Below are 26505 nucleotides of genomic sequence, written 5' to 3'. Positions count from 1 at the left end.
ATGATGCTTGTGGCAGGGAGCTAGCCGTTTATGGTCTGATTCCATTTTGATAGATGATTAGAGGAGATGATTTGCATTGAGCCTTGCACCGAGATTGGTTGAATTTCCGGAACGTAAGATTATCGGCATAGGTACCATCGGTCAGCCTGCCGACCCTAAAGAGGTCTGGCACGCCTTATTCAACAGGTTAGATGAGATAGATGAAAGGATGAATCCATCTGAAACCATTGGGTTAATCAAGCGTAATGAACATGGCTATCTTGCCGGAGTTGAAGCTGCAACAGCAAGCAGGGTGCCTGCAGGAATGTCTTCGTATATAATTCCTGCAGGTCAATATGCAGCAGCAACTCACCAAGGACCTTTAAGTAAAATAAACGAAACGTTTGAAAAACTCATGAATTGGCTCGGTACAAATCATTATGAACAATTTGATATTGTTTGTTACGAGGTATACGACGACCGATTTAAGGGTGAAGATAGCGGAAGTGAAATCAAGATGTTTATTCAAATTAAAACGTTTAGCGGATGATAAAGGGCTGCTAGAAAAATAAGATTGAAGACATCACGGTTTGTGACTATAATGGTAATAATTACATTTATAGCGTGCGATGTCATCCGCCATGGCTGTAAATGGTCACTGGAAAGGAGCCAGTCCATGACGACATGGAATTTGCAAGAAACCCGATGCCATCTGCTCATTTGTAATGGAGGCAGCTGTATGAGGCGGCAGGCCGATGAAGTAACACAAGCCATCCGGGATGAAATTAAAGTGCTCGGAGCGGATAAACAGATACATACAACACGCACCCGCTGTAATGGCCGATGCGAGGATGCCTGTGTCGTAATTGTCTATCCAGACGGAGTTTGGTATAAGGACATTACTCCGGAGCTTGGAAGGCTACTTGTTCGTATGCACCTTTCGGGAGAACGGCTGGAGGAGAATATCGTGTACTCGTACGACCAAAGCTTCATCGCTTCCGGCCGTTCCGTTACAGGAACCGATAAGCTATCGTGCTAGTACATGGAATGGGGCCTTATTTTGACAACGAAGCATTAATATCACCAATCTTACGTATCAATACAGCACCATTAGGATTAACTTTCAAGATAATGGATAGAATGGCAACAGCGGCAGCCTAGGAGATTTATTTCAGGGCTGTCGTTTTTTTATAAGCAAAAGCGTTTACGTTTACCAAGCTGCAAACCGTAAGAAAGAAGACGCATTTCACATATGTGCTCCTTTTGGTGCCGCCGTTTTTTTGTAGCCGCACTAATCGGAAAGTGGAACGACAGAAAACAAAAAAAGATTGACATCAATTATAGTAATAATTACTATTAATCAGTAGTTATATATAGTAATAATTACTATTTAAGGGAAGGTGTCAAAAAAACATGAACAGAACAATTACAACTGGACTGTTAGCAGTGGTATTAACCATCGTATTGCTGATAACCGGATGCAGTGGCAGCAAGAACGATGCTGCGAGTAAAACGAATGGAGCCCGGGAGCTCATATATGCGACGGCGAAAGACATTAACGATATGAATCCTCATTTGTATCCCGGTTCAATGGCGGCACAAGGAATGGTGTACGAATCGTTAGTTGAAAACACCAAGGACGGCATTAAGCCGCTGCTCGCGGAATCCTGGGATATCTCCGACGAAGGGAAGGTATACACCTTTCATTTGCGGAAAAACGTTTCCTTCCACGACGGAGCACCATTTAACGCTGAAGCGGTTAAACAAAATATCGATGCCGTACAGCGCAATGCGAGCAAGCACGCATGGATCAAACTATCCTCAATGATAAAGGATGTTAGCATAATTGATGAGTATACGGTTCGACTAACTCTGACAGAGCCGTACTACCCAACCTTATTGGAGCTGTCGATGACCCGCCCCTATGTATTCGTGTCGCCAAATGATTTTCTCAATGGGGAAACGAAGAACGGGGTCAGGGGATACAGCGGGACCGGGCCCTATAAAATGGTCGAACATGTGACCGATCAATATGCCCGGTTTGAAGCAAACGAAAGTTACTGGGGCGGTGCACCCGAGGTAAAACGGATTACAGCCAAAGTATTGCCGGCCGGTGAGACGACCCTGCTGGCGCTGCAAAAAGGCGAGGTTAATTTTATCTTCACCGACGATCGCGGCGCCGACAGCATCGATGTAGAAATGATAAATCGGCTGACACAATCAGGTACATACCAGGTTGTCCGCAGCGAGCCGATGAATACGAAGATGATCGCAGCCAACAGCAGCAAGTCCGACAGTCCCATCAGCGAGAAGGCAGTGCGTGAAGCGATCTGGCATTCCATTGACCGCAAGTCGGTTAGTCAAAGGATCTTCAACGGGACGGAAACGGCGGCGGAAACACTTTTTTCCTCCAATGTGAACTACGCCAATATAGGATTAAAGAAGCGGGACTACGATCCGCAAGCCGCCAAGCGTCTACTGGAGCAGTCAGGCTGGATAGCGGAGAAAGACGGCGAGATCCGGATGAAGGGCGGCCGCCCGTTAACGATGAAGCTGTATTACGATGTTAACTCATCTTCACAGAAGGCGCAGGCGGAGCTGATTCAAAATGAGGTTCTTAAGATCGGAATGAAGCTGGAATTGGCGGGCGAACAATCGAGCTCCATTGCAAATCGGAGATCGAAGGGTGACTACGATCTGTTATTCAACCAAACTTGGGGTCTTGCCTATGACCCGCAAAGTACCATTACCGCCTTTGCCGCCGAATCTTCCTATCGTTATACGACAAGTGGAATCCCCCAAGCAAAGGAGCTGTATCGCAAAATTGATGAAGTGATGGTATCTGCGGATGAAAAAACGCGGCAAGCACTGTATGCTGACATTTTGACGATTGTCCACGATGAAGCTGTCTTTATTCCGCTGACGAACGGGACCGTTACCGTTGTGGCGCCGGCATCTCTAAAGGGCATTTCATTCAAGCAGACCCAATTCGAGCTTCCATTTGAACGAATGCATTTCGAGTAAGGCGGGTGCAAAAAACAATTTTATCGGTGGAGAGGTGTGAGGGAAGCGGTTATGGGGAGTTACATCGTCAAACGCATACTTATTGCGCTGCCGCTGCTTGTTGTTATTTCATTTATAACCTTTGTGTTGAACCATTTATCACCGACGGACCCGGTCGAGGTAATCCTGCGTGCTCAGGATGTGCCGGTTGTAACCGAAGAACTGATCGCAGAGACGCGAATCTCGCTGGGGATGGATAAGCCGCTGCTCATCCGGTATATGGATTGGTTAACATCCTGCCTGCAGCTCGATTTCGGAAGGTCTTATGTGACGGGAAAGCCGGTTTGGTCGCTGCTCGGTCCTGCATTGCTTAATACTTTCAAGCTAACACTGGTTTCGTCGGCATTCATTATAATTGTATCGATTGGACTGGGTATCGTCTGCGCTAAGAGAGAAGGAAATGTACTTGATCTTTCGGTTCGGGGCGTCTCCTTTATTCTAGCCTCAATGCCGCCATACTGGCTTGCAGCGTTAATGGTTTGGTATTTCTCCGTTAAGCTGGACTGGTTTCCAACGAGCGGAATGGATTCATACAGCAGCTACGTGCTGCCGGTTACTATTATTGTTGTCGGCTACGCGGGTATATATTTTCGGGTGATCCGCAATTCCATGCTGAGTAATCTTCATGAAGATTACGTGTTGTATGCCAGAGCCTGCGGCTTACCGGAGAGAAGCATTACGCTGCACATATTGCGTAATTCCATGCAGGTCGCAGTCTCCGTGTTCGGCCTCGCGATTCCCATCTTATTGGGCAGCACGGTTGTAGTGGAGAACATCTTTGCATGGCCTGGTCTGGGTACATTGACTGTCAAATCGATACTCAGCAGGGATTTTCCAATTATACAGGCGTATGTCTTAGTGCTGGCTGTCGCTTTCGTATTGTTTAATACCATGTCCGACATCATCAACGCGATACTTAATCCTAAGTTAAGGAAGGAGCTTTAGATGAGGCTGTTATTGCAACTGATGAAGGATAAACTAGGCGCCGCATCGCTGGCCGTCGTTGCAGTCATATTGTTAATCGGCATATGCGCGCCGCTCATTGCGCCGCATGATCCGAATGAGGTACATATGGAACTTCGTTTTGCAGGATCATCCTGGCCCTATTGGTTAGGCAACGACCATCTCGGCCGTTGTGTGTTATCCCGGCTTATTTACGGCATTCGTCCCAGCGTATTGTGGGTACTTGCAGCGCTTGCCGCGTCTGGATGTATGGGAGCCATACTTGGCTTTATGGCCGGATACTTTAAGGGTAAATGGGATGCGCTGCTAATGCGGATTTGCGACTGCATGCTTTCTTTCCCGGGATACGTGATGACGCTGGCGATCATTGGTATGCTGGGGACGGGTCTCGGAAATATATTGATCGCATTTGTTCTGATGAAATGGGCATGGTTCGCCCGCGTCATTCGTACTGCCGTCCTGCAGTATTCAGACGCTGATTATGTGAGATTCGCCAAAACGCTTGGCTCCGGTCATTTCGGCATTATGACAAAGCATATTTTACCGGTGGCGCTGCCTGAAATTGCGGTCATTTTCAGCAGTACCTTTGGGTCCATGATTTTGCAAATATCCGGCTTGTCTTTTCTCGGTCTGGGCATTCAGGCGCCGCACGCCGAGTGGGGCATGATGCTGAATGAAGCGAGACCGGTCATGTTCTCCCGGCCGGAGCTGATGCTGGCTCCCGGCTTTGCGATCATAATAGTAGTATCCGCAGTCAATTTTCTATCTGACTCGCTTCAAACCGCATTGGATCCGAAATTGATGACCGCTAGTACGAGGACGCAGGCGCACGCAGGCGTAATCCTGCCAAAGCAGCGTGGGAAGGAGGCTTCCAATACAGGTCATGAATGTGCTTGAAGTCGACCAATTGAAAATATGGGACAGCCTGACGGGCAGCGTCCTTGTTCCAGGCAGCTCCTTCTGCCTTAGACAAGGAGAATGTCTTGCTATTGTGGGAGAAAGCGGCAGCGGAAAATCGCTGACCTGCCGGGCGGTGATGCGTCTTAATGCAACGAGGCTGCACCAATCCGGCAGTATTATTCTGAAAGGAGTTAATCTGTCGGAGCTTTCCGAGAAAGACATGCGCAAGGTGAGAGGAAAGCAGCTCTGTATGATTATGCAGAACGGCATGCGCGCATTCGATCCGTCCCGGCCTGTAGGTGCCCATCTGCGGGAGACGCTCAGTGTGCACTATGATTGGAAAAGGGAAGAGGCGGCAGAAAAATTAATGCAAGCGCTGGAAAGCGTTGGTCTCAACGACCCTGGGGCAGTGATGAGCCGTTATCCGCACGAATTGTCCGGCGGCATGCTGCAGCGGATCATGATTGCTCTCGCCATCGTTCTGGAGCCTGACATTATCATTGCTGATGAGCCAACGACAGCGCTGGATACCGTTACGCAATATGAAGTTGTGGAACAGTTCCTGCAATTGCGAAGACGCATTGGAAGCTCGATGATTTTTGTAACTCATGATCTCGGCGTTGTCCAACGAATTGCTGATGAGATGTTGGTCATGAAAGACGGAGAAATAGTAGAGCGATGGGCGACGGGGGATATACTCACTCAAGCCCGGCATCCGTATACTCGTTATCTCGTGTCAACCAAAATGGCGTTGAATCACAATTTCATGAAGTTGATGGGAGGCAACCACGTTGCTAAAGGTTGAGGGCGTTTGCAAAACCTACAAAAAAGGCTTCTGGTTTGGCAAAGCACGGCAGCAAGTGCTGCATAACATCAGCTTTGAATGGAAGCAGGGGGAATGCCTTGGCATTATAGGCGAAAGCGGAAGCGGCAAATCGACGTTGGGACGCCTATTGCTGGGTATCGAAAAGCCGGATCGGGGAACCGTTACATTCAATGGCAAACCAATATCAGACCGCAGTACAAGAAGGGGAGGAATCAGCGCCGTTTTCCAAGACTATACCTCCTCCATCAATCCGTTCTATACGGTGAAACAAGCGATGCTTGAGCCCTTGAGGCTGGCGAAGACGGAGCCGAAGATGCGCGATAGTACAATCGAACTCCTGCTGAGGCAAGTCGGCTTGGATGCATCCTATCTTACGAAATATCCCCATGAGCTATCAGGCGGGCAAGCTCAGCGGGTATGTATCGCGAGAGCGATTTCCACACACCCTGCATGCATTGTACTGGATGAAGCAATCAGCTCGCTAGACGGGTCGAATCAAATGCAAGTACTTGAATTGCTGAAAAGCTTAAGATCGATTTATGACATGGGCTATATTTTTATCACTCACGATATCCAGGCGGCTGCCTATCTATGTGACAGGATCATGATAGTTAGAAGCGGTCGAATAGAAGAGATTATCGAGGCGAAGTACTTGAATAGCGTCCAATCACCTTACACTAGGGAGCTGCTGAGGAAAGTCATGCTATAACGCTGCTATTGGGGGAGGAGCGGAAGGAATGAAGGGAGCCTTATCCTGGCCGTTTATACGGCTGTATTTGCTCACGCTATTTTATTTTAGCGGCAATTCAATTATTAATGTCATTATTCCTTTGAGAGGCGAAGCTCTTGGCGCATCCAATACTGCGATAGGCATTATTATGGGGGCCTATCTGTTTACCACTATGATTTTCCGCCCTTGGGCCGGCGGGCTGATTCAGCGCTACGGACCAGTTAAGCTGCTGCGTCTCATCTTGATCGTCAATGGAGCCGCCCTTGTAACGTATGCATTTACCGGACTTGGTGGCTATTTCGTCGCGCGAGTACTGCAGGGAGGATGCACCGCTTTTTTCTCGATGGCCCTGCAGCTCGGCATTATTGATGCGCTCCCAGACAAGGAACGTTCACAAGGTATATCCATGTATTCCCTTTGCTCCTATCTACCCGGTGTAATCGGCCCTTTGCTTGCCATTGGCATTTGGCAGTCAGGGGATACGAATGTATTCGCATCCGTCATGATCGCTATTGCCGTGCTGTCTGGGGTGGCGGGCTTTACAGCGACATTGGACAATCCGTCCGTCAAGACTGCAGGAAATTCGGATGTGCCGAATCAGGGAACAGAGATGCTGCAATCCTTTACTCAATTGGTGAAGAATCGGCTATTGTTCAAAAGCAGTGTCCTGATGTTAAGTGCTTCCCTGATCTTCGGCACAGTAACCACCTTTATTCCGTTATATGCCGAGCAGATTACCGGCGGAAGTGCGGCTTTTTATCTCATGCTGCAGGCAGCTGTAGTCGTTTCGGCACGCTATACGCTGAGGAAAAAAATCCCTTCTGACGGTAAATGGCATTCATTCTTTATCACTGCTACCATGCTGCTGGTCGCAGCGGCTTCGCTTAGCGTCAGTCTAGCTGCTTCAGGCGGGGCTGTTCTGTTTTATGCAGGCGCGATTTTGATGGGTATCGCCCAAGCTCTGCTTTATCCGACACTGACGACTTACTTGAGCTTTGTATTACCGAAGGAGAACCGGAATGTATTGATGGGCTTGTTTATCGCAATGGCAGATCTGGGTGTGGCACTTGGCGGCATTGTGATGGGGCCAGTGGCAGACCTGTCCAGCTACTCCATGATGTATATGCTCTGCGCGGTACTTGGTGCGGCGATGATATGGGTTGCTTACGAGCGGCGGTCTAGTAAGCACGGAACATGACATTTACGTAAACGAAGTCAAACTGGTTGTACATCATATTTGATGTTACAATGAATCCGATCCATATTTTCACTACTGCCTTACATACTTTCAGATAGAGTCGATAATCAATGAAAAGGATGGGATTCTATGAAGAAAATCATGAATCGGCCGGAAACGCTCGTGAGAGAAATGTTAAACGGCTTCGTTATGGCACATCCGGGCTTGGAGTATAACAGCAAATATACATTTATCAAGAAAGAGACGATTCATCCGAACAAAGTCACCCTGATCAGCGGCGGGGGAAGCGGTCATGAACCGGCACATGCCGGATTCGTGGGCAAGGGCATGCTGGATGTCGCCGTATGCGGCGATGTTTTCGCTTCACCGTCCCAGATTCAGGTGTATCAGGCGATCAAAGCGTCGGCAAGCAGCAAAGGCACGCTGCTCATTATCAAAAACTACAGCGGCGATATGATGAATTTTAACAATGCGGCTCATCTGGCTTCCGAAGACGGCATCCAGGTCGACTATGTGAAGGTGGACGACGATATTGCAGTTGAGGACAGTCTGTACACTGTCGGAAGAAGAGGTGTGGCCGGAACCGTGCTGGTTCATAAAATCGCAGGAGCGGCGGCGGAAGAAGGCATGTCCCTGGAGCAAGTGAAGGCAGCGGCCCAGAACGCCATCGACAATGTCAAAAGCATAGGTTTTGCGCTTACCTCCTGCACCGTACCGGCTAAAGGGAGTCCGACCTTCGCGCTTGACGAGCAAGAAATGGAGTATGGCGTCGGCATTCATGGGGAACCCGGTATTCGGCGGGAAAAGCTTCTCCCGGCGGACGAGATTGCGGCACGCATGGTGACTGAGCTGCTGCATAGCTTGGAAATCAGCGGCAATAACGGCAATGAGGTGGCTGTGCTGGTCAATGGGTTCGGCGGTACCCCGCTGCAGGAGCTGTATCTGCTTAACAACGCGGTGATGAGGGAGCTGGAATCACGAAAGGTGAAGGTTCATAGGGTGTTTGTCGGCAATTACATGACGAGCATCGATATGGCGGGGGCTTCACTGAGCATCATGAAGCTGGACGCTCAGCTAAAGCGGCTATTGGCTGAAGAGTGTGATACCCCTGCCTTGGTCGTAAGAGGCCCCATTGAACCGGTGCAGTTCAGCAGTCTATCTAATGAGAAAGAGCACCGTAGTCCCAAAGATTTCGGCATGGTAACCGGTGAGGAGCATGCGGTGGTGCGGGATGGGAAGCTGTCCCTTAACAACCTGATTTATTTGATCGATAAGATGAGCGAGATTGTCATTAAGAACGAGGTACCGTTCTGTGAGCTGGATTCCCATGCCGGCGACGGCGACTTTGGGATGAGCGTGGCCAAGGGCTTCAGGCAGCTGAAATCGGAATGGGACGAAGTCATTTCCCAAGCGAATGATATAGGAGCTTTCCTGGACGCATGCTCTCTCATTATTATGGAGCACTGCGGCGGAGCATCCGGACCGATCTGGGGATCGGGATTCCGTGCGGCAGGTAAATACGCGAAAGGGAAAAAGGAACTGACAGTACCGGAAATAGCCGGGATGATGAACGCGGCGGTACAAGGAATCCAGGCTACGGGAGAACGCTCCTTTGGCCGGGGGGCGGTAGTCGGTGATAAGACTCTTATTGATGCTCTTGTTCCTTATGCTCAAGCTTGGTCGAAGGCGGCCGAAGACGGAACCGATTTGATAACGGCAGGAATAAGGGCAGCCGATGCGGCAGTAGAAGGCGCTAGGAAGACCGAATCCATCGCAGCCCGAATGGGAAGAGCGGGGACGGTAGGCAATCGAAGCATAGGCTATCCGGATGCCGGGGCCTATGCGCTTGGCGTGATATTTAGCGGACTCGCCATCTCGCTCAAAGCGTAAGCTGCTGCCCGCCGTCACAAGTTAGGGCCTTGGCTTCGGGGCTGAATCAGCTGCTTTGTTGGCAGTATTATAATGGTAACAAAAATGCCGCATGTTCTATGACTGAACATGCGGCATTTTATATGCGCTTCGCAACAATCGTCGCTGCAGGCAAGAGAGCATTCGTTCATTAGGTCCCTCTTTACAGCAGCAGCATGCCTGCAACACCGCAGGCGATTCCGAGAAGAACGACCGCACAGCCGACGAAGACCAGGACCCGGGTTGGAAATGATTTGGAAATCATCAGAAGCGAAGGCAGGCTGACCGCCGGCAGCGTTAGCAGCAGCGCCGAAGCGGGACCTGCTCCCAACCCGAAGGACATCATGGTCTGAACGATGGGAATTTCCCCTGCTGTCGGAATGACGAACAGCGTGCCCGCGATGGCGAATCCGATAATGGCCAGCAGGCCGCCTCCCGCTTCACCGGCTGCCGGGAACAGCCAGGCTCTGACGGCGCCGAGCAGCAGCACGGCTATAACATAAGCCGGAACAATATGCAGGATCATGTGCCATGCGCTGCGCAGCCAACGGGTGAGCAGGGAGCCGGAGGGCTCTTTGTTCTGCTCTTGAGCAAGCCGGTTTATTTCCTCCGGCGGATTGGAGCTGTCAGCGAACCGGTTGGCAAAATGGCTGACGCCAAAGGTCAGGACCAATCCGAATACTAGGCGAAGCAGCGTAAATTTCCACGAGAGTACAAAGGTCATGAATACGAGCGTTGCCGGGTTCAGCGTCGGATTTCCGAGCCAGAAGGCGAGGCTTGCTCCGACCGAAGTATTCTTCCTGCGCAAGCCGACGGCCATCGGCGCCGCGCAGCAGGTGCACATCATACCTGGCAGAGATGCCATGCCCGCCAGAGCGGTGCTTTTAAAATTGCTTTTCCCCAGCATGCGAAGCAGCCAGCCGGAAGGAATTAACACCTGCAGCAAGGAGCCGAGCACTATACCCAAGACGGCGGCCTTCCATACGGAGGCATAATAAGCTTTGGCATACTCCCACGCACTGGTCCATGAGGGATCAGGAGCTATGGGTTTGGTGCCAGAGATGATAGATGCTCCTATCGTATGCTTGACGGCGGCATCTAACGCTTTATGATAATACGGAAGCCATTTGACGTAAGTTAATCCAGCCACAGCTATGGCTATGAAGATCGCGATATAAAGGGCGAGTCTCACTTTGCTATGTGCCGGTTCGTGATCAGATGCACTACTATACTGGGACATATATTCCTCCAAGTGAATTTGAATAATGGATTGATTAACGAGAAGTTTCGGATTCCATTATATCATGAGTGCGAAGAAGGAAAAGCTCATTTCGACATCGCCGCTTGCCCTGTCTGATCCTGCATGCCTAATGAACACTGCTGGTTACTTCTATACAAATGTATTTTTCAAATGGCAGGCAAGCTGAATCTTTAGCATATCTTCAGGATCGTCCAGACTAAGATCAAGCAATTCTTCAATCCTTTTCATCCGCTGATAAAAGGAGTTGACATGTATATGAAGCTTCCTGGCGGTTTCAACCGCAGATTGATTCAAAGAAATGTACAGCATCAAGGTTTTTTCCAATTCCTTGCTTTGATTTTTGTCTGTTCTTAGCGGCGCAAAAATCTCATTAATATATTTCTCGATTTCTTGAATAGGCTGATTAAGAAAAAAACGGTTAATCCCGATTTCTTCATAGCGCATCAGGCCGTAATTATTTTTGCTCCTCGCAAAGGCTACCGTCTTATTCGCTTCATTGTAGCTCTTACTAATATCCTCCAAGTCTTGGTAGGCTGAACCGATTCCTCCGCGTAATAAAAGTTGGTCCGTTTTCTCCCACTCTTTAATGACGTTTGAGATCAGATGAATGGTTTTGTCAACTTCAGCCGGATCATGAACGGATACCAGGAATTTCACTTTATTATAATCCCCATAAATTAACTTATTAACTTGGACAAGCTCTTTATTCAGCCGGGAAATGAAGCGTTGGATCTTAGCTTCTACCTCGTAGGGCTCAGTCAGCTCGGGAATTTCACATATCACGATAAAAGAATAGGAGGAGAAGGTAAGGTTGAACTGTCTTCCTTTTGCAATAATCTGCTCATGATTTTGCATGTTCAAGATTTGGTTGAAAAAATCATCCGCTTTTTTGTACTGCAGCTCGGTCACGGATATTTTTTTGACGATTTCAAGCGCCAGAACGGAGCCGCTCTGTTCCACTGTAATAATATCCATCGGAGAAAGAGGATGAGAAACGGTTACGAGAATGCAGCCCAGCAGCACTTTGCCGACAGTGATTGGGTATAAGAAATAATCCTGGTTCATTATTTTTATAGACAAAGGCGAGAGCTGCTGCTGGTTCGCAAATAACTCGGATATCATATCAAAGCTGACCGGCACTTTGCTCTCATGCTCTTTATAAATTGCATTATCCAGGAAATCAATATAGGCAACCGGCATACCCAAGATCAGGTTGATCTCGTGAATCATTTTCTGTATCCCTTTATTTTTAAGAGATAGCTGTGTTAACGTATCGTGAACATTGATTCTCTTTTGCAACAAAAGATTGTTGTCTTCTAACTTCTTACTCAGCGCCGTCACCTGTTGCAAGCGCAAATGGGTTTCCTCATACAGCTTTGCATTATGAATGGCAATGGCAACCTGGGAGGCAAAGCCTTGTAATAGCTTGATATCCCGATGGGTAAAGTTTCTTTTCTTGTGAAATTGCAGCAGCGTTAAGGTTCCTATTCGCGTATCGCCCGAGGAAACGGGAACAATGATAAGGGCGTTGGCCTTGTCGCTTGTTTGTACAAAATTAGCATTTTGCGAGGAAATGTTGGTATAATCCGCCTCCATTTCTTGTCTGGAATGATAAATTCGCGGAATCCCGTCGGAGAATACTTTCCCTGAAATAGCCTCGCCGCTCCTCGTTTTATATTGGGCAATGGAATCATCAAAGCCAATGGCAGCCAGAGGATTCAGCAGGGAGCTTTGGCTGTCATACAATCGAAAAATCCCCGCATCGCCCGCGGATATAACCGTCAGAGCGCTTCGGATGATTTGTTGGAGAAGCTTATTCAGATCCAGCGTAGAAGTCAGCGCTCCGATCCCTTCAATCATTTTGTCCAATTCCAGGTCCTTCGTTGTTAAGAGCATTTGATGATGATAATCCCGACAAAGAAGATGCAGCTGCTGTAGTTCGAGCTCGTCCAGCCGTGTGTCGCTATTTGCGAAATAAACAACCATTTGTACCTCATCATCAAATGTAATATTCATGTAAGAAATATCAGGTTGATAGGTAAACTGATACTGCTGCTCTTTACTAACAGGAAATGGATGCGTTTGCATCTCGAGTTCTTTGTCGCCCGACAGTACCAAATCCAATGCGTTGTGCTGTCCATACCAAACTTGATATGCGATTCGGCCAAGCTTATGAAAGATGAATGACTCCAGTGATGTAAGGTATTTCATGACAGTTTGCTCCTTATATAGTGTAAACCTACATTATTCATCTTATTTCTCGTTAATAAGCTACATAGCTATTATTTTACTATAGTATAAAATATTTATTAAGCGTTGAATATATCGATTTTCCTTAAATTTTTCTACGCTTGTGTCATGAAAAGTAACAAGGGGGATAAGGAGGCTGACGAGACGAACGAAAATATTGTTAAGAAAGCATCATAATGGCAATGAGAAGGTTTGCACAATTCAAAAATGGAGTGATAAGGATGAGGCAGGATATTACCAATAAGAAGAAATACGCCATTCTGCTTGTTTTATTTTTTGCTTGGATTGTAGGTTATTTTGATAAGGTTTCCATTAATGTTGCCATCATTCCGATTACAAAGGACCTTCAGCTAACGCCTGATAAAGCGGGTCTCATCCTAAGCAGCTTTTTCCTGAGCTATGCCCTTATGCAGCTTGTGGGCGGTTATCTGGCCGATAAATTCGGCGCGACCAAAGTATTGTCCGGGGCCATATTCACCTGGTCGATTTTCACTGGAATCACGGGGTTTGCAAACTCTTTCGCAAGTTTAATTGCTTCCCGTATTATGGTTGGAGCTGGGGAAGGCTCTTTTCCTACAGCAAGCTCCGTGGCTATAGCGAATACATTTCCAAAGGAACAGCGGGCACGTGCCAAGTCTGTTGTTCAGTCCGGCAGCTCGGTAGGCATTGCCATAGGATCTATTGTCGTTGCAACGATGACAGCGTCACTTGGCTGGAGAATCATGTTTTATGCGCTTGCCGTCATAGGGTTTTTAATCGCGATTCTGGTCTGGTTCGTTCTCAGATCCTCTGAGAATAGAGCAGGGACAGAGCAAGAGCAGTCTGAAAAGCAAGTGAATAAAGTTCCGGTCAAAACCATCTTAAAAACCTCCATGGTTTGGAAGCTGCTCATCGTTTACTTTTTTGCCAATGTCGTATTCTGGGGGCTGCAAAGCTGGCTGCCTTCCTACTGGGTCAAAGTAAAGGGCTTGAGCATGGTTTCAATGGGCGTCTACTCTTCAATCCCGGCGATTCTAGGCTTTGTATCTTTTCTAGTCAGCGGTTGGGTGCTGGACAAGTATATGCTTGGAAAAGAGAAGTTCATTATCATTGGCGGAGCCTTGCTATCAGCCGTTTTCATCTACTTGATGTTTAATGCCAGCTCTGTGCCTCTCGCTTTCACGTATTTGACATTAACGAATGTGTTCCTGAATCCAGTCAGCATTACGGTATTTATATTACCGCTAAAGCATATGGCCAAAGACTCTGTCGGTACGGCGACGGGGATCATTAACGCAGGCGCTCAGGTGGGTTCCATTTTATCGCCAACCATCATGGGCTATCTGATAGGTTCAACAGGCAACAACTACAATGTTGCTTTCATGTTTCTTGTTATTTCCTGCATTGTGATGCTCTTGGCCGGGTTCACAATCAACACGAAAAAAAGTCTGCAATTGAACAAGGAGACGCCGCATGTTTAATGAACAGGTGAGAATGGAAAAGGATTTTCTCGGCGAGAAGGCCGTGCCGCTGCACGCTTATTATGGAATACAAACCATGAGAGCGGTTGAAAATTTTCCGATTACCGGCTATACGCTTCACAAAGAGCTGATCGCTGCTATGGCTATGGTCAAAAAGGCGGCCGCCATCGCAAATATGGAGATGAAACAGCTGAATCCTCGTCTGGGGAACGCGATTGTGGAAGCTGCTTCAGAAATCATTTCGGGAAAATGGCATGATGAGTTTATAGTAGATCCGATTCAGGGAGGCGCCGGCACCTCCATTAATATGAACACCAATGAAGTCATTGCCAATCGGGCGATCGAAATTTTGGGCGGGTCCAAAGGAGATTACTTCACTTTAAGCCCTAATACGCATGTAAACATGTCTCAATCAACCAATGATACGTTTCCGACAGCGCTTCATCTTGCCGTCTTGTCCTTGATCGAGAAGCTTGTAGTTACCATGAAAGAACTTCACGGGACGTTTTTATCAAAAGCACGCCAGTTTGACGCCGTCATCAAGATGGGGCGAACCCACTTGCAGGATGCGGTTCCGATTCGGCTTGGGCAGGAATTCGAAGCGTACGGCCGAATGCTCGGAAGAGATATAAAGCGTATTCAACGGACCCGCGAGGATTTGTACGAGGTAAACTTGGGTGCTACAGCCGTCGGTACAGGCCTCAATGCAGATCCTCACTATATTCGCAAGGCCGTCGAGGCATTGGCCGAAATTAGCGGGTTTCCACTTGTAAATGCCGAGCATTTGCCGGATGCAACCCAAAATACGGATGTGTACACGGAAGTCTCCTCCGCTTTAAAAGTATGCATGTTGAACATGTCCAAAGCAGCCAATGATTTGCGGTTGATGGCATCCGGACCGAGAGCAGGCTTGGGGGAAATTATACTGCCAGCTAGGCAGCCAGGCTCGTCCATCATGCCCGGCAAGGTCAATCCTGTCATGTGCGAGGTCGTGAATCAGGTTGCTTTTCAAGTCATCGGCAACGATCTGACGATTTCGCTGGCATCGGAAGCCGGGCAATTGGAGCTGAATGTGATGGAACCGGTATTAATATTCAATCTGCTGCAATCGTTAAGCATGATGAACCAGGTGTTCCAAGTGTTCCGTACGCATTGCCTGGAAGGAATCGAAGCCAATGAACAAATATGTAAGGAGTATGTGGACAAAAGTGTAGGCGTATTGACCGCACTGAATCCCCATCTTGGCTACGAAACGGCAGCGCGTATTGCACGGGAAGCCATCCTCACAGGAAAATCCGTACGCGAGCTTTGCCTGCTTCACAACGTACTCACGGAAGAAGAATTGGAACTCATTTTGGACCCTTACCAAATGACGGAACCGGGAATAGCCGGAAAAATATTACTTGATATGGAGTGAACTGCATGAATTTCCATGAACAGATCTCAGCGATCATTGAACAGAAGAAACGGAAGCTTATTGAGGTTAGCGATAGCATATGGGGATTTAGTGAAACCCGATACGAAGAACATCAGTCTGCGGAGATGATGGCCCGAGCTCTTGAAGAAGAGGGATTCACGGTTGAGCGCAGCGCTGGTGGAATTCAGACCGCTGTAGTCGGTACGTATGGCACGGGTAAACCAGTTGTCGCTATTTTAGGAGAATTCGACGCATTGTCAGGATTGAGCCAACAAGCGAATGCAGCGGTTAAACAGCCCATACAGGAAGGCGGGAACGGCCATGGCTGCGGACATAATCTGCTGGGCACAGGCTCGCTTGCGGCAGCGATTGCAGTACGTCATTACATGGAGCAGCAAGGACTAAAAGGAACAGTACGCTACTACGGCTGTCCTGCAGAAGAAGGCGGGGGCGGCAAAGCGTTCATGGCTCGCGCCGGTCTATTCCAGGATGTCGATGTGGCTTTCACCTGGCACCCATGGGATGAGAACCTTGCCTATAACGCAAGAATGCTTGCTACATGCCAAGTGTATTTTAAATTCAAGGGCATCAGCTCTCATGCATCGGCAAGCCCGGAATTAGGCCGCAGTGCACTAGATGCCGTGGAATTGATGAATGTAGGGGCAAACTTCCTGCGAGAGCATATCATTCAGGACGCAAGACTTCATTATGCCATTACCAATACCGGTGGTTATGCTCCAAACGTGGTTCAATCAGAAGCGGAGGTCCTATATAAAATTCGCGCACCCAAAATGGATCAAGTTCGCGAAATTCTCACGCGAGTTATCGATATCGCCCGCGGAGCTGCTCTAATGACCGGTACGCAGATGGAAATGCAGTTCGATGCGGCTTCGGCGGATTTAATTCCTAACATCACGCTAGGTTCGATGATGCACAAGCAGTTTGTGCAAATCGGAGGCGAGAGCTATTCCGAAGAAGAAATCAGCTTTGCCAAATCGATTCAGGCGAGCTTTTCGGAGGTAGAGATGAAGCCCGTACACAAAGCCAATGGAAAGGTGCTATCGGTCGATGTGAATCCTTATAATCCGGAGCCTGGTTTCCTTGCCGGCTCTACAGACGTTGGTGATGTCAGCTGGATTGTTCCAACAGGTCAAGTCTACGTAACGACCTGCGCATACGGTACACCGCCACACAGCTGGCAGATGGTTGCACAGGGCACTTCGTCCATTGCTCACAAGGGAATGCTTCTGGCCGGTAAAGTTATCGCTTCATCCGCCATTGAGGCTATGCTGCATCCGGAAATTATAGAGCAAGCGAAGGCAGAGCATCAAGAACAGCTGGCAGGCGAGACTTACCAGTCCATGATTCCGGCTGAAGCCGTACCGGCTCCGATCCGGCGCGCATAATACGTTTGATCAGGGAAGGAATATTCGTTTTGAAGCAGCTATCACCGATTCGGCAGACTGGATTGATCGCAGCACTTGTTATCCTATGGGGCGTGTCGTTTCCTATTAATAAAATGATGCTGCAATACACACCGCCCCTGCTGTTTGCAGGCATGCGAACGTTGGCAGGTGCTATTCTTCTCGTGCTGCTAATGCTTCCTAAGCGTAAGCAAATCCAATGGAAGCAGCACAAGCATGTTTATATCCTATCTTCCTTACTTAACGTTGTCTTATTTTTTGGACTGCAGACCTACGGATTGAAAATGATGTCTTCAGGACTTTTCTCGGTTCTTGTTTATTTGCAGCCTGTTCTGGTTGCTTTATTTGCCTGGATTTGGCTCAGGGAGCATATGTCGGTTTTGAAGGGAATTGGGCTTACATTTGGCATTCTAGGTGTTGCGGCAATAAGTACTAGAGGAGAGGCAGGGCATATTTCCACTATTGGAGTGATGTTGGGAATAGGCACTTCGATCAGCTGGGCATTGGGTACCGTTTATGTAAAGAAGGTCAGCTCTGTTGTCCATTTCATGTGGTTAGCCGCATTGCAATGTTTGATTGGCGGCATCATTCTCATCATCGCAGGGACATTGGCAGAGCCATGGAGTGCAATTCAATGGAACCCGATATTTTGGTCCGGGCTGGGATTTAGCAGCATCTTTGGGGTAACAGGTTCCTGGATTCTGTACTTTACCCTTGTCAATTCCGGCGAAGCCAGTGTGGTGACTTCGTATACATTTCTAGTACCCATAGTATCGGTTTTGACAGGGATGCTGTTTTTACATGAATCCTTTACCGTGTATTTATTGCTAGGATTGATTTTTATCGGGATCAGTATCGGCATGGTCAATCTTAAACCCAAATCGTCCCCGTTAAAATCAGGGAAACATAAGATTTTTAACAAATTAGACTGAGTCATATGAACAGGAGTAAAGACATGGCCTATAACAATATCGTGGTCCGGTTAGAATTAACAGGTGTATCCTTCGGAGATGTGGCAACGGCAATAGGCAGAGCCGGCGGAGATATCGTGTCCATTGATGTCATTCGTTCAGGCGAAGCGTCATCCATCCGGGACATCACTTTTGAGGTGCGGGATTCACAGGAAACTCAAGTTATCGATTCGTTAAAAGCGATAGAAGGGATCCGAATCATTAATGTTTCGGATCGTACCTTCCTTACCCATATCGGCGGCAAAATCTCAGTGGAATCCAAAATCCCCGTGAAAAATAGGGACGATTTATCCAGAGTATATACGCCGGGCGTTGCCCGAATATGCTCCGCTATTCATGAGGATGAGTCCAAAGCGTACTCGTTAACCATTAAAAGAAATATGGTAGCCGTGGTCACAGACGGGACGGCCGTTCTTGGTTTAGGGGACATAGGGCCTTATGCGGCGGCACCTGTAATGGAAGGCAAAGCGATGCTGTTCAAACAGTTTGGCGGGGTGGATGCTTTTCCCATTTGCTTGAATACAACGGACACGGAGGAAATAATCCGTACGATAAAGGCAATCAGCCCTATATTTGGCGGGATCAACCTCGAAGATATCGGTTCTCCAAGATGCTTTGAAATTGAAGCAAAGCTGGCGGAGCATCTAGATATTCCTGTATTTCATGATGACCAGCACGGTACGGCCGTTGTTGTCGTAGCGGGTTTAATTAATGCACTGAAGGTTGTCGGGAAAAGAATGGACCAAGTCCGGGTGATTGTGAACGGTATTGGAGCGGCTGGCGTCTCCATCTGCAAAATGCTGCTGGGTGCCGGAGTTAAGCGTCTTGTTCCTATTGATGCCGAAGGGGCTATTGTACGAGGAGGCCGCTACTCGCAGGCAATGTGGCAATGGCTTGCAGATCAGCCTGAGGTGGAGAATCAGGAAGGGAGCTTGAAGGAGCTAATAGCTGACGCGGATGTATTTATCGGAGTATCCAGAGGCGGCTTGCTCTCAGCAGCTGATATTAAGCGCATGGCGCCCCAAAGCATTGTGTTCGCTATGGCCAATCCTAATCCAGAGATTACTCCGGAGGAAGCTCTGCCTTATGTGAAGGTTTATGCAACAGGCCGCAGCGACTATCCTAACCAGATCAATAATGTCCTTGTGTTTCCAGGTATTTTTAGAGGAGCGCTTGATTGTCAAGCAAGTACAATTAACGAACCGATGAAGCTTGCAGCGGCAAGGGCTATCGCAGCTGTCGTGTCGAAATCAGAGTTAAACGAGCAGTATATCATTCCAAGCATCTTTAACGAGCAAGTCGTTACGAAGGTGAGACATGCCGTTATCGAAGCGGCGATTATTACGGGAGTTGCACGGCGGACCCCGCCTGAATTCAGATAATATCGTAAAAGGGAAAGCCATTCTTCTTTATCGGAGGATGGATTCATGAAACAGTTGCCGGCCATGCATTAGCAATAAACAGTTGGAAGATGAAGGAGCTGACCTTTGGGGTTAGCTCTTTTTTTAATCTTTAACTTCTTAATCGGCAGCGGAAGTCTATTTTTCGGCCATCGTATTTCTTTCCCATACGGAAACTATCACTTTTGCATAAAATAGCACATTGAAGCAAGGGCATACAGTTGCTAGATTCCTAGGAACCAGTCTTGCTTCAAGTATAAGCAAAGGAGAGGGAAGCATGGCACGTAAATCGATTCAGGAGCTTAAGAATGGTTATGCGAATCATCTGTTTACGCCTCTAGAAATAACCAGGCATTATTTGAAGCGCATCAAACGAAAAGAAGCGGCACTTAACGCCTTTATTACCGTATCGAAGGAAAGAGCGGTCAAGGAAGCCAAAATTGTTGAAGCTATAGAGAAGGCTGGGGATCAGACGGGGATTTTGTACGGAATTCCGCTTTCGTACAAGGACAATATCGATACCAAGGGAATCCGTACTACCTACGGCTCCTCCATCGATGCGAACAACGTTCCGGACAAAGACGCGGCCGTAGTCCGCAAGCTGCTTCAAGAGGATGCAATTACTCTGGGGAAAAATAACATGCATGAATACGCCCTCGGCATTACCTCGAACAACCCTCATTACGGGCCGGTTCATAATCCATGGAATTTGGAGTATACACCGGGCGGCTCTAGCGGGGGATCGGCTGCTGCCGTAGCTGCAGATCTGAGTGTGGCGTCGATCGGGACCGATACGGGCGGGTCTGTACGTATCCCGGCTGCGTCATGCGGCGTTGTCGGACTTAAACCTACCTATAACAAAATTCCGACACAAGGGGTATTTTACGTTTCCTGGACGCTCGACCATGTCGGTCCGTTAACTGCCAATATGACGGATTTGGCCATCATGATGGAGGCGCTGACGAATCAGAGCTACCTGCCTTATCTGAAACAGGATATACGCGGGCTGCGCGTCGGTGTCCCAACGAGCTTTTTCAACGAGCATATCGAAGCGGAGACGTATCAGCTGTATCTCGCTGCCTTACATGCGCTGGAGCAGCTCGGCGCGCTCTTGATCGAAGTGGACGTCTCGTTCATCCATGGCTATCAGCAAAAAATATTGAACATCGCCGCTTCCGAAGCGGGTTATGTTCATCGCGAGCGGATGGAATGTTGCTTGTCCCAGTACGGAGCGGATGCAAGAGCGCTGCTGGAATCTTCGCTTATGATCACCTCCCGACAATATATTGATGCTTTGAAGGCGAAGGAGGACTATATGAAGCAATTCGGTAGGCTGTTCCGCGAACAAATCCAGGTGTTAGCAACTCCGACGATTCCGATTGCAGCGAGAAAAATCGGGGTCGAACAGGTCCAATTCGGCTCTTATACCGAGAGCCTCTTTGACGCAATGACCCGCTATACCGAAATATTCAATGCCGTAGAAACTCCTGCGCTTTCCATCCCATGCGGCATAACAAGCGAAGGACTGCCTGTCGGTTTGCAGCTGGTAGCCGCCTGGGGAAGGGAAGACCGGCTGATTCGCACGGGTTATGCATACGAACAAAACCAACTGGCTGACTTCTACCGAATTCGGGACGAAATTTGCGCCGGGTAACATGCTTGACAAGTCGAACGGAGCAGGGCTATCTAGCCTTCCAAAAGGGGAACCGGCGGTTCCTCTTTTTTGCATGCAGCGAATAACACACCGGATCCATCAGGTACTGGAGTGACTTTTAAGATTAGCAAAATGGACAGTCATTGACGAAGTATGGTGGAATACAGCTATAATTCATTTACATGCTGAACCGAAACCATATCAACTCCTTTGCGTCTATCATTTATTGAATTGAATGGAGGAACAATGCGATGTCGACCTGTACTGTATGCGGTGCTGTCCTTCTCGAGGGGAAGACGTGCGAAACGATATTTAACGAATTTATGGCGTTTGAATTCATGGACCCCGGTTACGGGCGGGTCCACTTTCTCACTGTCGCCTGCTACATGGTTCAACATGAGCGCTACAGTGATGCTGCGTATGTCTGGATACAATCAGCATTACGGAACTACCTGGAGAAAGCCTATACTATAGAATGGATTCTTCAGGATGCCGCCCAAGGACCAGGAAGCACCAAGGATATCCTGCGGAATCAGGCTGATCCGACTCTGCCCAAGGTAGAGTGGACCATGACCATTGCTGACGTGGCTGCGCAGATGGATGACGCAGAAAGCTATTGCCAGCTCATTGAGAGATGGGCACATATCACACTGAAAGAAATGGGACCGCTCATATTGAATAAAGGATAGATAAAGGGATCAACAGGTGAAAAAGGAGGATATGGGATGTTCAAGATCGGGGAGTTCTCCAAGCTTGCGGGCGTGACGGTGAAGACGCTGAGACACTACGACCAGTTGGGACTATTAAAGCCCATACATATAGATGAGGAATCGAAGTACCGCTACTATACAGCGGAACAACTGCTAACTGTCCGCCGCATTGCGAGTTTTAAAGAGCAAGGCCTGACCCTTGAGCAAATGCGGCCCCTCATGGCCGATTCAGCCGCACTGTCTGATGCGGAATCTATGCTGAAGGAGAAACGGGAAGAACTGAAGCGTCTAATACAAGCCATGGAGCGGCAGGTCGTAGAGATTGACGAGCGGCTCGTGCAGCTTGATCGAATATCCGAAACGACGGAGCTGGTCAAAGAAGAGGAGGAGGGATTCGCATTGCACCGTGTAGAGCCGATTCTCGTGGCTTCCATACGTGAGCAGGTTCCGAAAGACCATTTGTGCTTACTGCTCGATGAACTGAAGCAATACGTCAGAGGGTACGGGGAGCAAGCGGATCATAAGGTGATGATTGTTTGGCACCGACGAGCTGACGGCAACAGCTCACTTTCAGATATAGAGGTTGCTATCCCTTTATCAAAGCCTATCCCGTACGGCCATAGGGTCAAGGTTGGCATTTTGCCAGGCTTAGAGATGGCTGCTTCACTCAAGCATCTCTGTGATCCGTACCTTGACGATTGCAGAGCAGAGGAAGAACTGCAAGGTTGGATAAAAGCCGAAGTCTATCGGCGGCTTGAGGCGGAACCGACCCGGGAGGTTTTCCTGACGTCGGATAAGGATATCTATGGCCGTTTACGTCTTGCAGAGGCTATTGTGCCTGTGGAGCCTTTGCCGTCCGACGTGTGAATCCCATTTTCGATTAGAAAAAAATGATTTTACAAATCGGCTTGACTCTACCCTTTAGGGGAGGGTTTAGAATGGCGTTAACCATTCAATAAGGAGTGATTTGTAATGAGTATGAAACGTTTGGAAAACCGTATCGCAGTCGTCACAGGAGCAAGCAGGGGGATAGGAAGAGCCATAGCGGTCCGGCTTGCTTCCGAGGGGGCGTTAGTTGCCGTACATTACGGCAGACGGCGGGATGCTGCAGACGAAACGGTCCATACAATCGAAGCGGCAGGCGGCAAAGCCTTCGCCGTCGGTGCCGAGCTGGACTCCCTGGATGGAGTTTACCAGCTGTTGAAGGGTATGGACGAGGAACTTATTCGCCGAACCGGCAGCAATCAGTTTGATATTCTTGTCAATAATGCGGGCATTGGCACTTCTTCGTCGTTTCAAGATACGAACGAGGCGGATTTCGATCAAGTGTTCGAGGTTAACGTTAAAGCCCCGTTCTTCCTCGTTCAGAAGTCGCTGGACCGTCTGCGAGATGGCGGGCGTATCATTAATATCTCATCTGGGGTTACACGTATTGCTTATCCTCATCTCATGGCCTATAACTTAACCAAAGGCGCGATCAATACATTCACCCTGCATTTGGCCCAGTTGTTGGGACCGCGGGGAATCACCGTGAATGCGGTTATGCCCGGTATCGTCGACACGGATGTGAATGCGTCATGGCTCCACACTCCGGACGGTCGCAAGCATGCCGAAGAGATGTCGGTACTCGGCCGCGTTGGCGAGCCTTCGGACATCGCTGATATTGTCGCGTTCGCGGCATCACCGGATGGACGTTGGATAACCGGGCAGATGCTTGACGCCACCGGCGGCTCACATTTGTGAATGGGGCGTTTTTGGAACATTACGAATGCTGTCAACATAAAGCGAATCCTTCTATTGATCGAAACTGTGGCTCACGGAGTGCTGTCATCGCGGAACGAAGTGTTTGTCAAGAAAATCGCGAGCTAATCAAGTATATATGTAATGATGAGAACGTAAGCGTCCCCGGCCGATGACCGCTGTCATCCCGGGGACGTCCGTATGGAATGGAACCAATTACGGCTTCGGCACTACCAGATCCTCGGCGATTCGGACCAAGTCTTCCTTGGTCAGCGGGCTGTTGGGATTATCCGATATCGTGTAATGCAAACCACGCTGTTCATCCAGCCATCCGAGCCGATTTTTTCCTGCCAAAGGTCGGCCTCCTTCACCCGCTTGGATGTAGTAGGCTTCAATTCCATTGATGGTCAGCTTTTCAGTTGTATCCTGGCCATTCTGCATGACCATTATGTTTGTGGTCGCCGGGTCGTATTTGACTGCTTCAATATTAAGATAGTCCTTTCCTTTAGCATATCGGGCAAAAGTCAAATTAGATCTGTCCCAGCTCAGCTTTTTCATGACCAGTGTTTCGTCTTCCGGAGCGGTCTCAGCCTAGCCGATCAGTTCGTCGGTCAGCTTCTCGTAGGCTGATCGATCCATAGTGCCCGGGTAAGGCGAGACCGGATAGACATATCCGAAGTCGAACTGATAACCGTCCGGCAGATGAACGGGAGGGATAAACAGCGGAGCCTCTGTCCGTTTTGCTTTTTAATAAGTATAGATGATTTTGTTACGGAAGAGGGATGCGATTTGTGGACTTGACGAAGTCTTCATATATAGAAGGGATAATAACACCTATTATGGATATGCAATGTCTGCATTAAAACGCTGTAAGATAACCCATCCGATCAACCAGGATCAAAAAGAGGAGGGAATGCCATGTTCCAAAAAGCGTTTGGATCCATTCCTAATATTATAGATGAGACTAGGGTAAACGCAGGCGCTGCCGGTCTGGACTCGAGCACTGTTTCTTAAGCATGCCCCTGCTGAACTACGTGCTGTGTAGGAAAAGGCGGGGTTCGCTTCTTACCGACGCACATGGGAAAACAATAATCATAAACCATTACGCGGAAGGCGGGAATAAAATCAACTAGTTAGAATGATATTAAGTTGTACAAAAAAATGTTAGCCGGAGGGTTTACATGTATTTCTACAAAGAAGATCTTATTAACATGATTGTACCGGATCGGCCTGACCCGGAGGCAGCTAAAGTCATTCAGGAGATTCTAGGCGGCCGATTTGGTGAGATGCGGACCATGATGCAATTTTTCTTCCAGAGTAACAACTTTCGCGGAAATGCTACACAATATCGTGACCTCATTCGCGGTGTTTTTTTAGAAGAATTAAGCCATGTAGAGTTGGTTCAGCATACCATCAATCAATTATTAACCGGTTCAGGGGAACCGATGCCTGGTAATGCCGGCCTGGATGGCGCGCCTCTTGATGATGCCGTCAAAAACGCAAACCCGCATCATTTTATCATAGGTGCTCAAAGCTCTTTGCCTGTCGATGCGGCAGGGAATCCGTGGATGGGGAACTATGTTTACAACCATGGAAACCTGATCAGCGACCTGTTGGACAACCTGGTCCTTGAATCAACCGGAGTTCTTCAGAAGTGCCGTATATATGAAATGAGCTCCAACAAAACGTTTCGTGAGACACTGGCTTTCCTCATCGTAAGAGATAATGCTCATCAAAACGCGTTTGCCAAAGCATTGGAGACCCTTGGCGTCAATTGGGGCAAATTATTTCCTGTACCCAATTACGATATTAATAAGTATCCGGAATGCCGGAAATATGTAGACATAGGCTTCCATAACGCACAGTTTAATTTCCGGTTGGATAATACCCGTATTGGGGAAATTTTTAACGGCCCGACACCGAGCAGAAATGGAGGCAATTTGGAAGTCGTACCTCCGCCTGCAGGTTCACCGCTGCCATTCATGCCTGAATTGCCTAACGAACACAGCCCCGGATTATATGATCTAAATGCTTGATGATTAGTTCATTTTCTATTATTACCTGCTGGAGGTATATGTATGGAGCCTTTAGCAGGTGATATTAAATTACCACAAAATACCACTGGATGGCATGGGGGATATTATGATATATTACTTCTCCCGGTGCTCAACATAGATGACCTAAGGAACAAGAATGAAGAGATGCTCTGTGCCTGAGTGATATACCTGAGCATGGAAAAAACTGTTCTTGCTATATCGATAGTAACTATGATATATTATCTCTCCCGGTTGTCCGTATGGAAGTGCTGGGGAACAGGAATGAAGAGATGTTCTGTGCAACATGTTAAACCTGAGCATGGAAATAATTGTTCTTGCAAAGTAATTAGATATTATGTTAAATTAAATATCCGCCTAACGAAGTGCAGGGCGTAGATGAAACATTGTCCTTTGAAAACTGAACAACGAGTGAATGTTTTAACAGAGAATGAAAATTCTCGCTAGCATTGAATTTTGAGCTTAAGACAAGCTCTGATAATTTGCCTCATAGTCGTTATGGGGTTCCCCGAAAAGTAATCGGAATATGCTTCGGCAGCTTCGCTTCACTTTTTGGGGAGGAACACTTTATTGGAGAGTTTGATCCTGGCTCAGGAC

At 48.2% G+C, this 26505-nt stretch carries 22 protein-coding genes; 19 read left to right on the top strand and 3 right to left on the bottom strand.

The window, feature by feature from the left end:
* Positions 1-76 precede the first annotated feature (76 nt).
* The 9 genes from B1728_RS17255 to dhaK all read left to right on the top strand — a co-directional run bounded on the left by B1728_RS17255 (position 77) and on the right by dhaK (position 9549).
* Positions 77-529, top strand: coding sequence for a GyrI-like domain-containing protein (locus tag B1728_RS17255; protein ID WP_079911513.1), 453 nt, complete (start codon positions 77-79; stop codon positions 527-529).
* Between the two features lie 126 nt (positions 530-655).
* Positions 656-1018, top strand: coding sequence for a (2Fe-2S) ferredoxin domain-containing protein (locus B1728_RS17250; RefSeq protein WP_079911512.1), 363 nt, complete (start codon positions 656-658; stop codon positions 1016-1018).
* A 374-nt stretch (positions 1019-1392) separates the two neighbouring features.
* The gene (gene cntA, locus B1728_RS17245) at positions 1393-3003 is read left to right on the top strand and encodes a staphylopine-dependent metal ABC transporter substrate-binding lipoprotein (RefSeq protein ID WP_079911511.1); all 1611 of its coding nucleotides are present in this window, start codon (positions 1393-1395) and stop codon (positions 3001-3003) included.
* A 51-nt stretch (positions 3004-3054) separates the two neighbouring features.
* The gene (opp1B, locus tag B1728_RS17240; protein WP_079911510.1) at positions 3055-3987 is read left to right on the top strand and encodes a nickel/cobalt ABC transporter permease; all 933 of its coding nucleotides are present in this window, start codon (positions 3055-3057) and stop codon (positions 3985-3987) included.
* On the top strand, positions 3988-4902 hold the full coding sequence (gene cntC / locus B1728_RS17235) for a staphylopine uptake ABC transporter permease subunit CntC (protein ID WP_079911509.1): 915 nt from the start codon (positions 3988-3990) through the stop codon (positions 4900-4902).
* Entirely contained in the window at positions 4889-5710 is an 822-nt protein-coding gene (gene cntD / locus B1728_RS17230; protein WP_079911508.1) for a staphylopine uptake ABC transporter ATP-binding protein CntD, read from the top strand. The genes cntC and cntD overlap by 14 nt, the downstream gene beginning before the upstream one ends.
* The gene (locus B1728_RS17225; protein ID WP_079911506.1) at positions 5697-6440 is read left to right on the top strand and encodes an ABC transporter ATP-binding protein; all 744 of its coding nucleotides are present in this window, start codon (positions 5697-5699) and stop codon (positions 6438-6440) included. Before cntD ends, B1728_RS17225 begins: the two co-directional genes overlap by 14 nt.
* A 28-nt stretch (positions 6441-6468) precedes the next feature.
* Positions 6469-7659 carry a staphylopine family metallophore export MFS transporter CntE gene (gene cntE, locus B1728_RS17220; RefSeq protein ID WP_079911505.1) on the top strand — a complete coding sequence of 397 codons (1191 nt, stop codon included), beginning with the start codon at positions 6469-6471 and terminating at the stop codon, positions 7657-7659.
* 129 nt (positions 7660-7788) lie between these two features.
* The gene (gene dhaK / locus B1728_RS17215; RefSeq protein WP_079911503.1) at positions 7789-9549 is read left to right on the top strand and encodes a dihydroxyacetone kinase subunit DhaK; all 1761 of its coding nucleotides are present in this window, start codon (positions 7789-7791) and stop codon (positions 9547-9549) included.
* A gap of 181 nt (positions 9550-9730) precedes the next feature.
* Here dhaK and B1728_RS17210 read toward each other — a convergent pair whose 3' ends face one another.
* On the bottom strand, positions 9731-10807 hold the full coding sequence (locus B1728_RS17210; protein ID WP_079911502.1) for a permease: 1077 nt from the start codon (positions 10805-10807) through the stop codon (positions 9731-9733).
* 150 nt (positions 10808-10957) lie between these two features.
* A complete protein-coding gene (locus B1728_RS17205; RefSeq protein WP_079911500.1) occupies positions 10958-13039 on the bottom strand; it encodes a helix-turn-helix domain-containing protein in 2082 nt (693 codons plus the stop codon).
* 260 nt (positions 13040-13299) lie between these two features.
* Here B1728_RS17205 and B1728_RS17200 point away from each other — a divergent pair, with 260 nt between their 5' ends.
* From B1728_RS17200 to B1728_RS17160, 9 genes are all read left to right on the top strand, one after another.
* Positions 13300-14538, top strand: coding sequence for an MFS transporter (locus B1728_RS17200; protein WP_144027905.1), 1239 nt, complete (start codon positions 13300-13302; stop codon positions 14536-14538).
* Positions 14531-15955, top strand: a complete 1425-nt coding sequence (aspA, locus tag B1728_RS17195) for an aspartate ammonia-lyase (protein WP_079911498.1) — start codon at positions 14531-14533, stop codon at positions 15953-15955. Before B1728_RS17200 ends, aspA begins: the two co-directional genes overlap by 8 nt.
* A gap of 5 nt (positions 15956-15960) precedes the next feature.
* Positions 15961-17361, top strand: coding sequence for a M20 family metallopeptidase (locus B1728_RS17190; RefSeq protein WP_079911497.1), 1401 nt, complete (start codon positions 15961-15963; stop codon positions 17359-17361).
* A gap of 29 nt (positions 17362-17390) precedes the next feature.
* Positions 17391-18311: a DMT family transporter gene (locus B1728_RS17185; RefSeq protein WP_079911495.1), complete on the top strand. Its 921-nt coding sequence runs from the start codon at positions 17391-17393 to the stop codon at positions 18309-18311.
* 23 nt (positions 18312-18334) lie between these two features.
* A complete protein-coding gene (locus B1728_RS17180; protein ID WP_079911493.1) occupies positions 18335-19732 on the top strand; it encodes an NAD-dependent malic enzyme in 1398 nt (465 codons plus the stop codon).
* A gap of 295 nt (positions 19733-20027) precedes the next feature.
* A complete protein-coding gene (locus B1728_RS17175) occupies positions 20028-21404 on the top strand; it encodes an amidase (protein ID WP_079911492.1) in 1377 nt (458 codons plus the stop codon).
* A 251-nt stretch (positions 21405-21655) separates the two neighbouring features.
* Positions 21656-22093 carry a DUF5946 family protein gene (locus B1728_RS17170; RefSeq protein WP_079911491.1) on the top strand — a complete coding sequence of 146 codons (438 nt, stop codon included), beginning with the start codon at positions 21656-21658 and terminating at the stop codon, positions 22091-22093.
* A gap of 36 nt (positions 22094-22129) precedes the next feature.
* Positions 22130-22981, top strand: coding sequence for a MerR family transcriptional regulator (locus B1728_RS17165; protein WP_079911490.1), 852 nt, complete (start codon positions 22130-22132; stop codon positions 22979-22981).
* 111 nt (positions 22982-23092) lie between these two features.
* The gene (locus B1728_RS17160; RefSeq protein ID WP_079911907.1) at positions 23093-23857 is read left to right on the top strand and encodes an SDR family oxidoreductase; all 765 of its coding nucleotides are present in this window, start codon (positions 23093-23095) and stop codon (positions 23855-23857) included.
* A 213-nt stretch (positions 23858-24070) separates the two neighbouring features.
* Here B1728_RS17160 and B1728_RS17155 read toward each other — a convergent pair whose 3' ends face one another.
* A complete protein-coding gene (locus B1728_RS17155; RefSeq protein ID WP_256865392.1) occupies positions 24071-24412 on the bottom strand; it encodes a DUF4367 domain-containing protein in 342 nt (113 codons plus the stop codon).
* A gap of 623 nt (positions 24413-25035) precedes the next feature.
* Here B1728_RS17155 and B1728_RS17150 point away from each other — a divergent pair.
* Positions 25036-25890: a manganese catalase family protein gene (locus tag B1728_RS17150; protein ID WP_079911489.1), complete on the top strand. Its 855-nt coding sequence runs from the start codon at positions 25036-25038 to the stop codon at positions 25888-25890.
* The last annotated feature ends 615 nt before the right edge of the window (positions 25891-26505 follow it).

The organism is Paenibacillus sp. 32352 (assembly GCF_002042965.1).
Lineage (GTDB): Bacteria > Bacillota > Bacilli > Paenibacillales > NBRC-103111 > Paenibacillus_S > Paenibacillus_S vulneris.
This window is presented reverse-complemented; position numbering and strand designations above follow the sequence as displayed.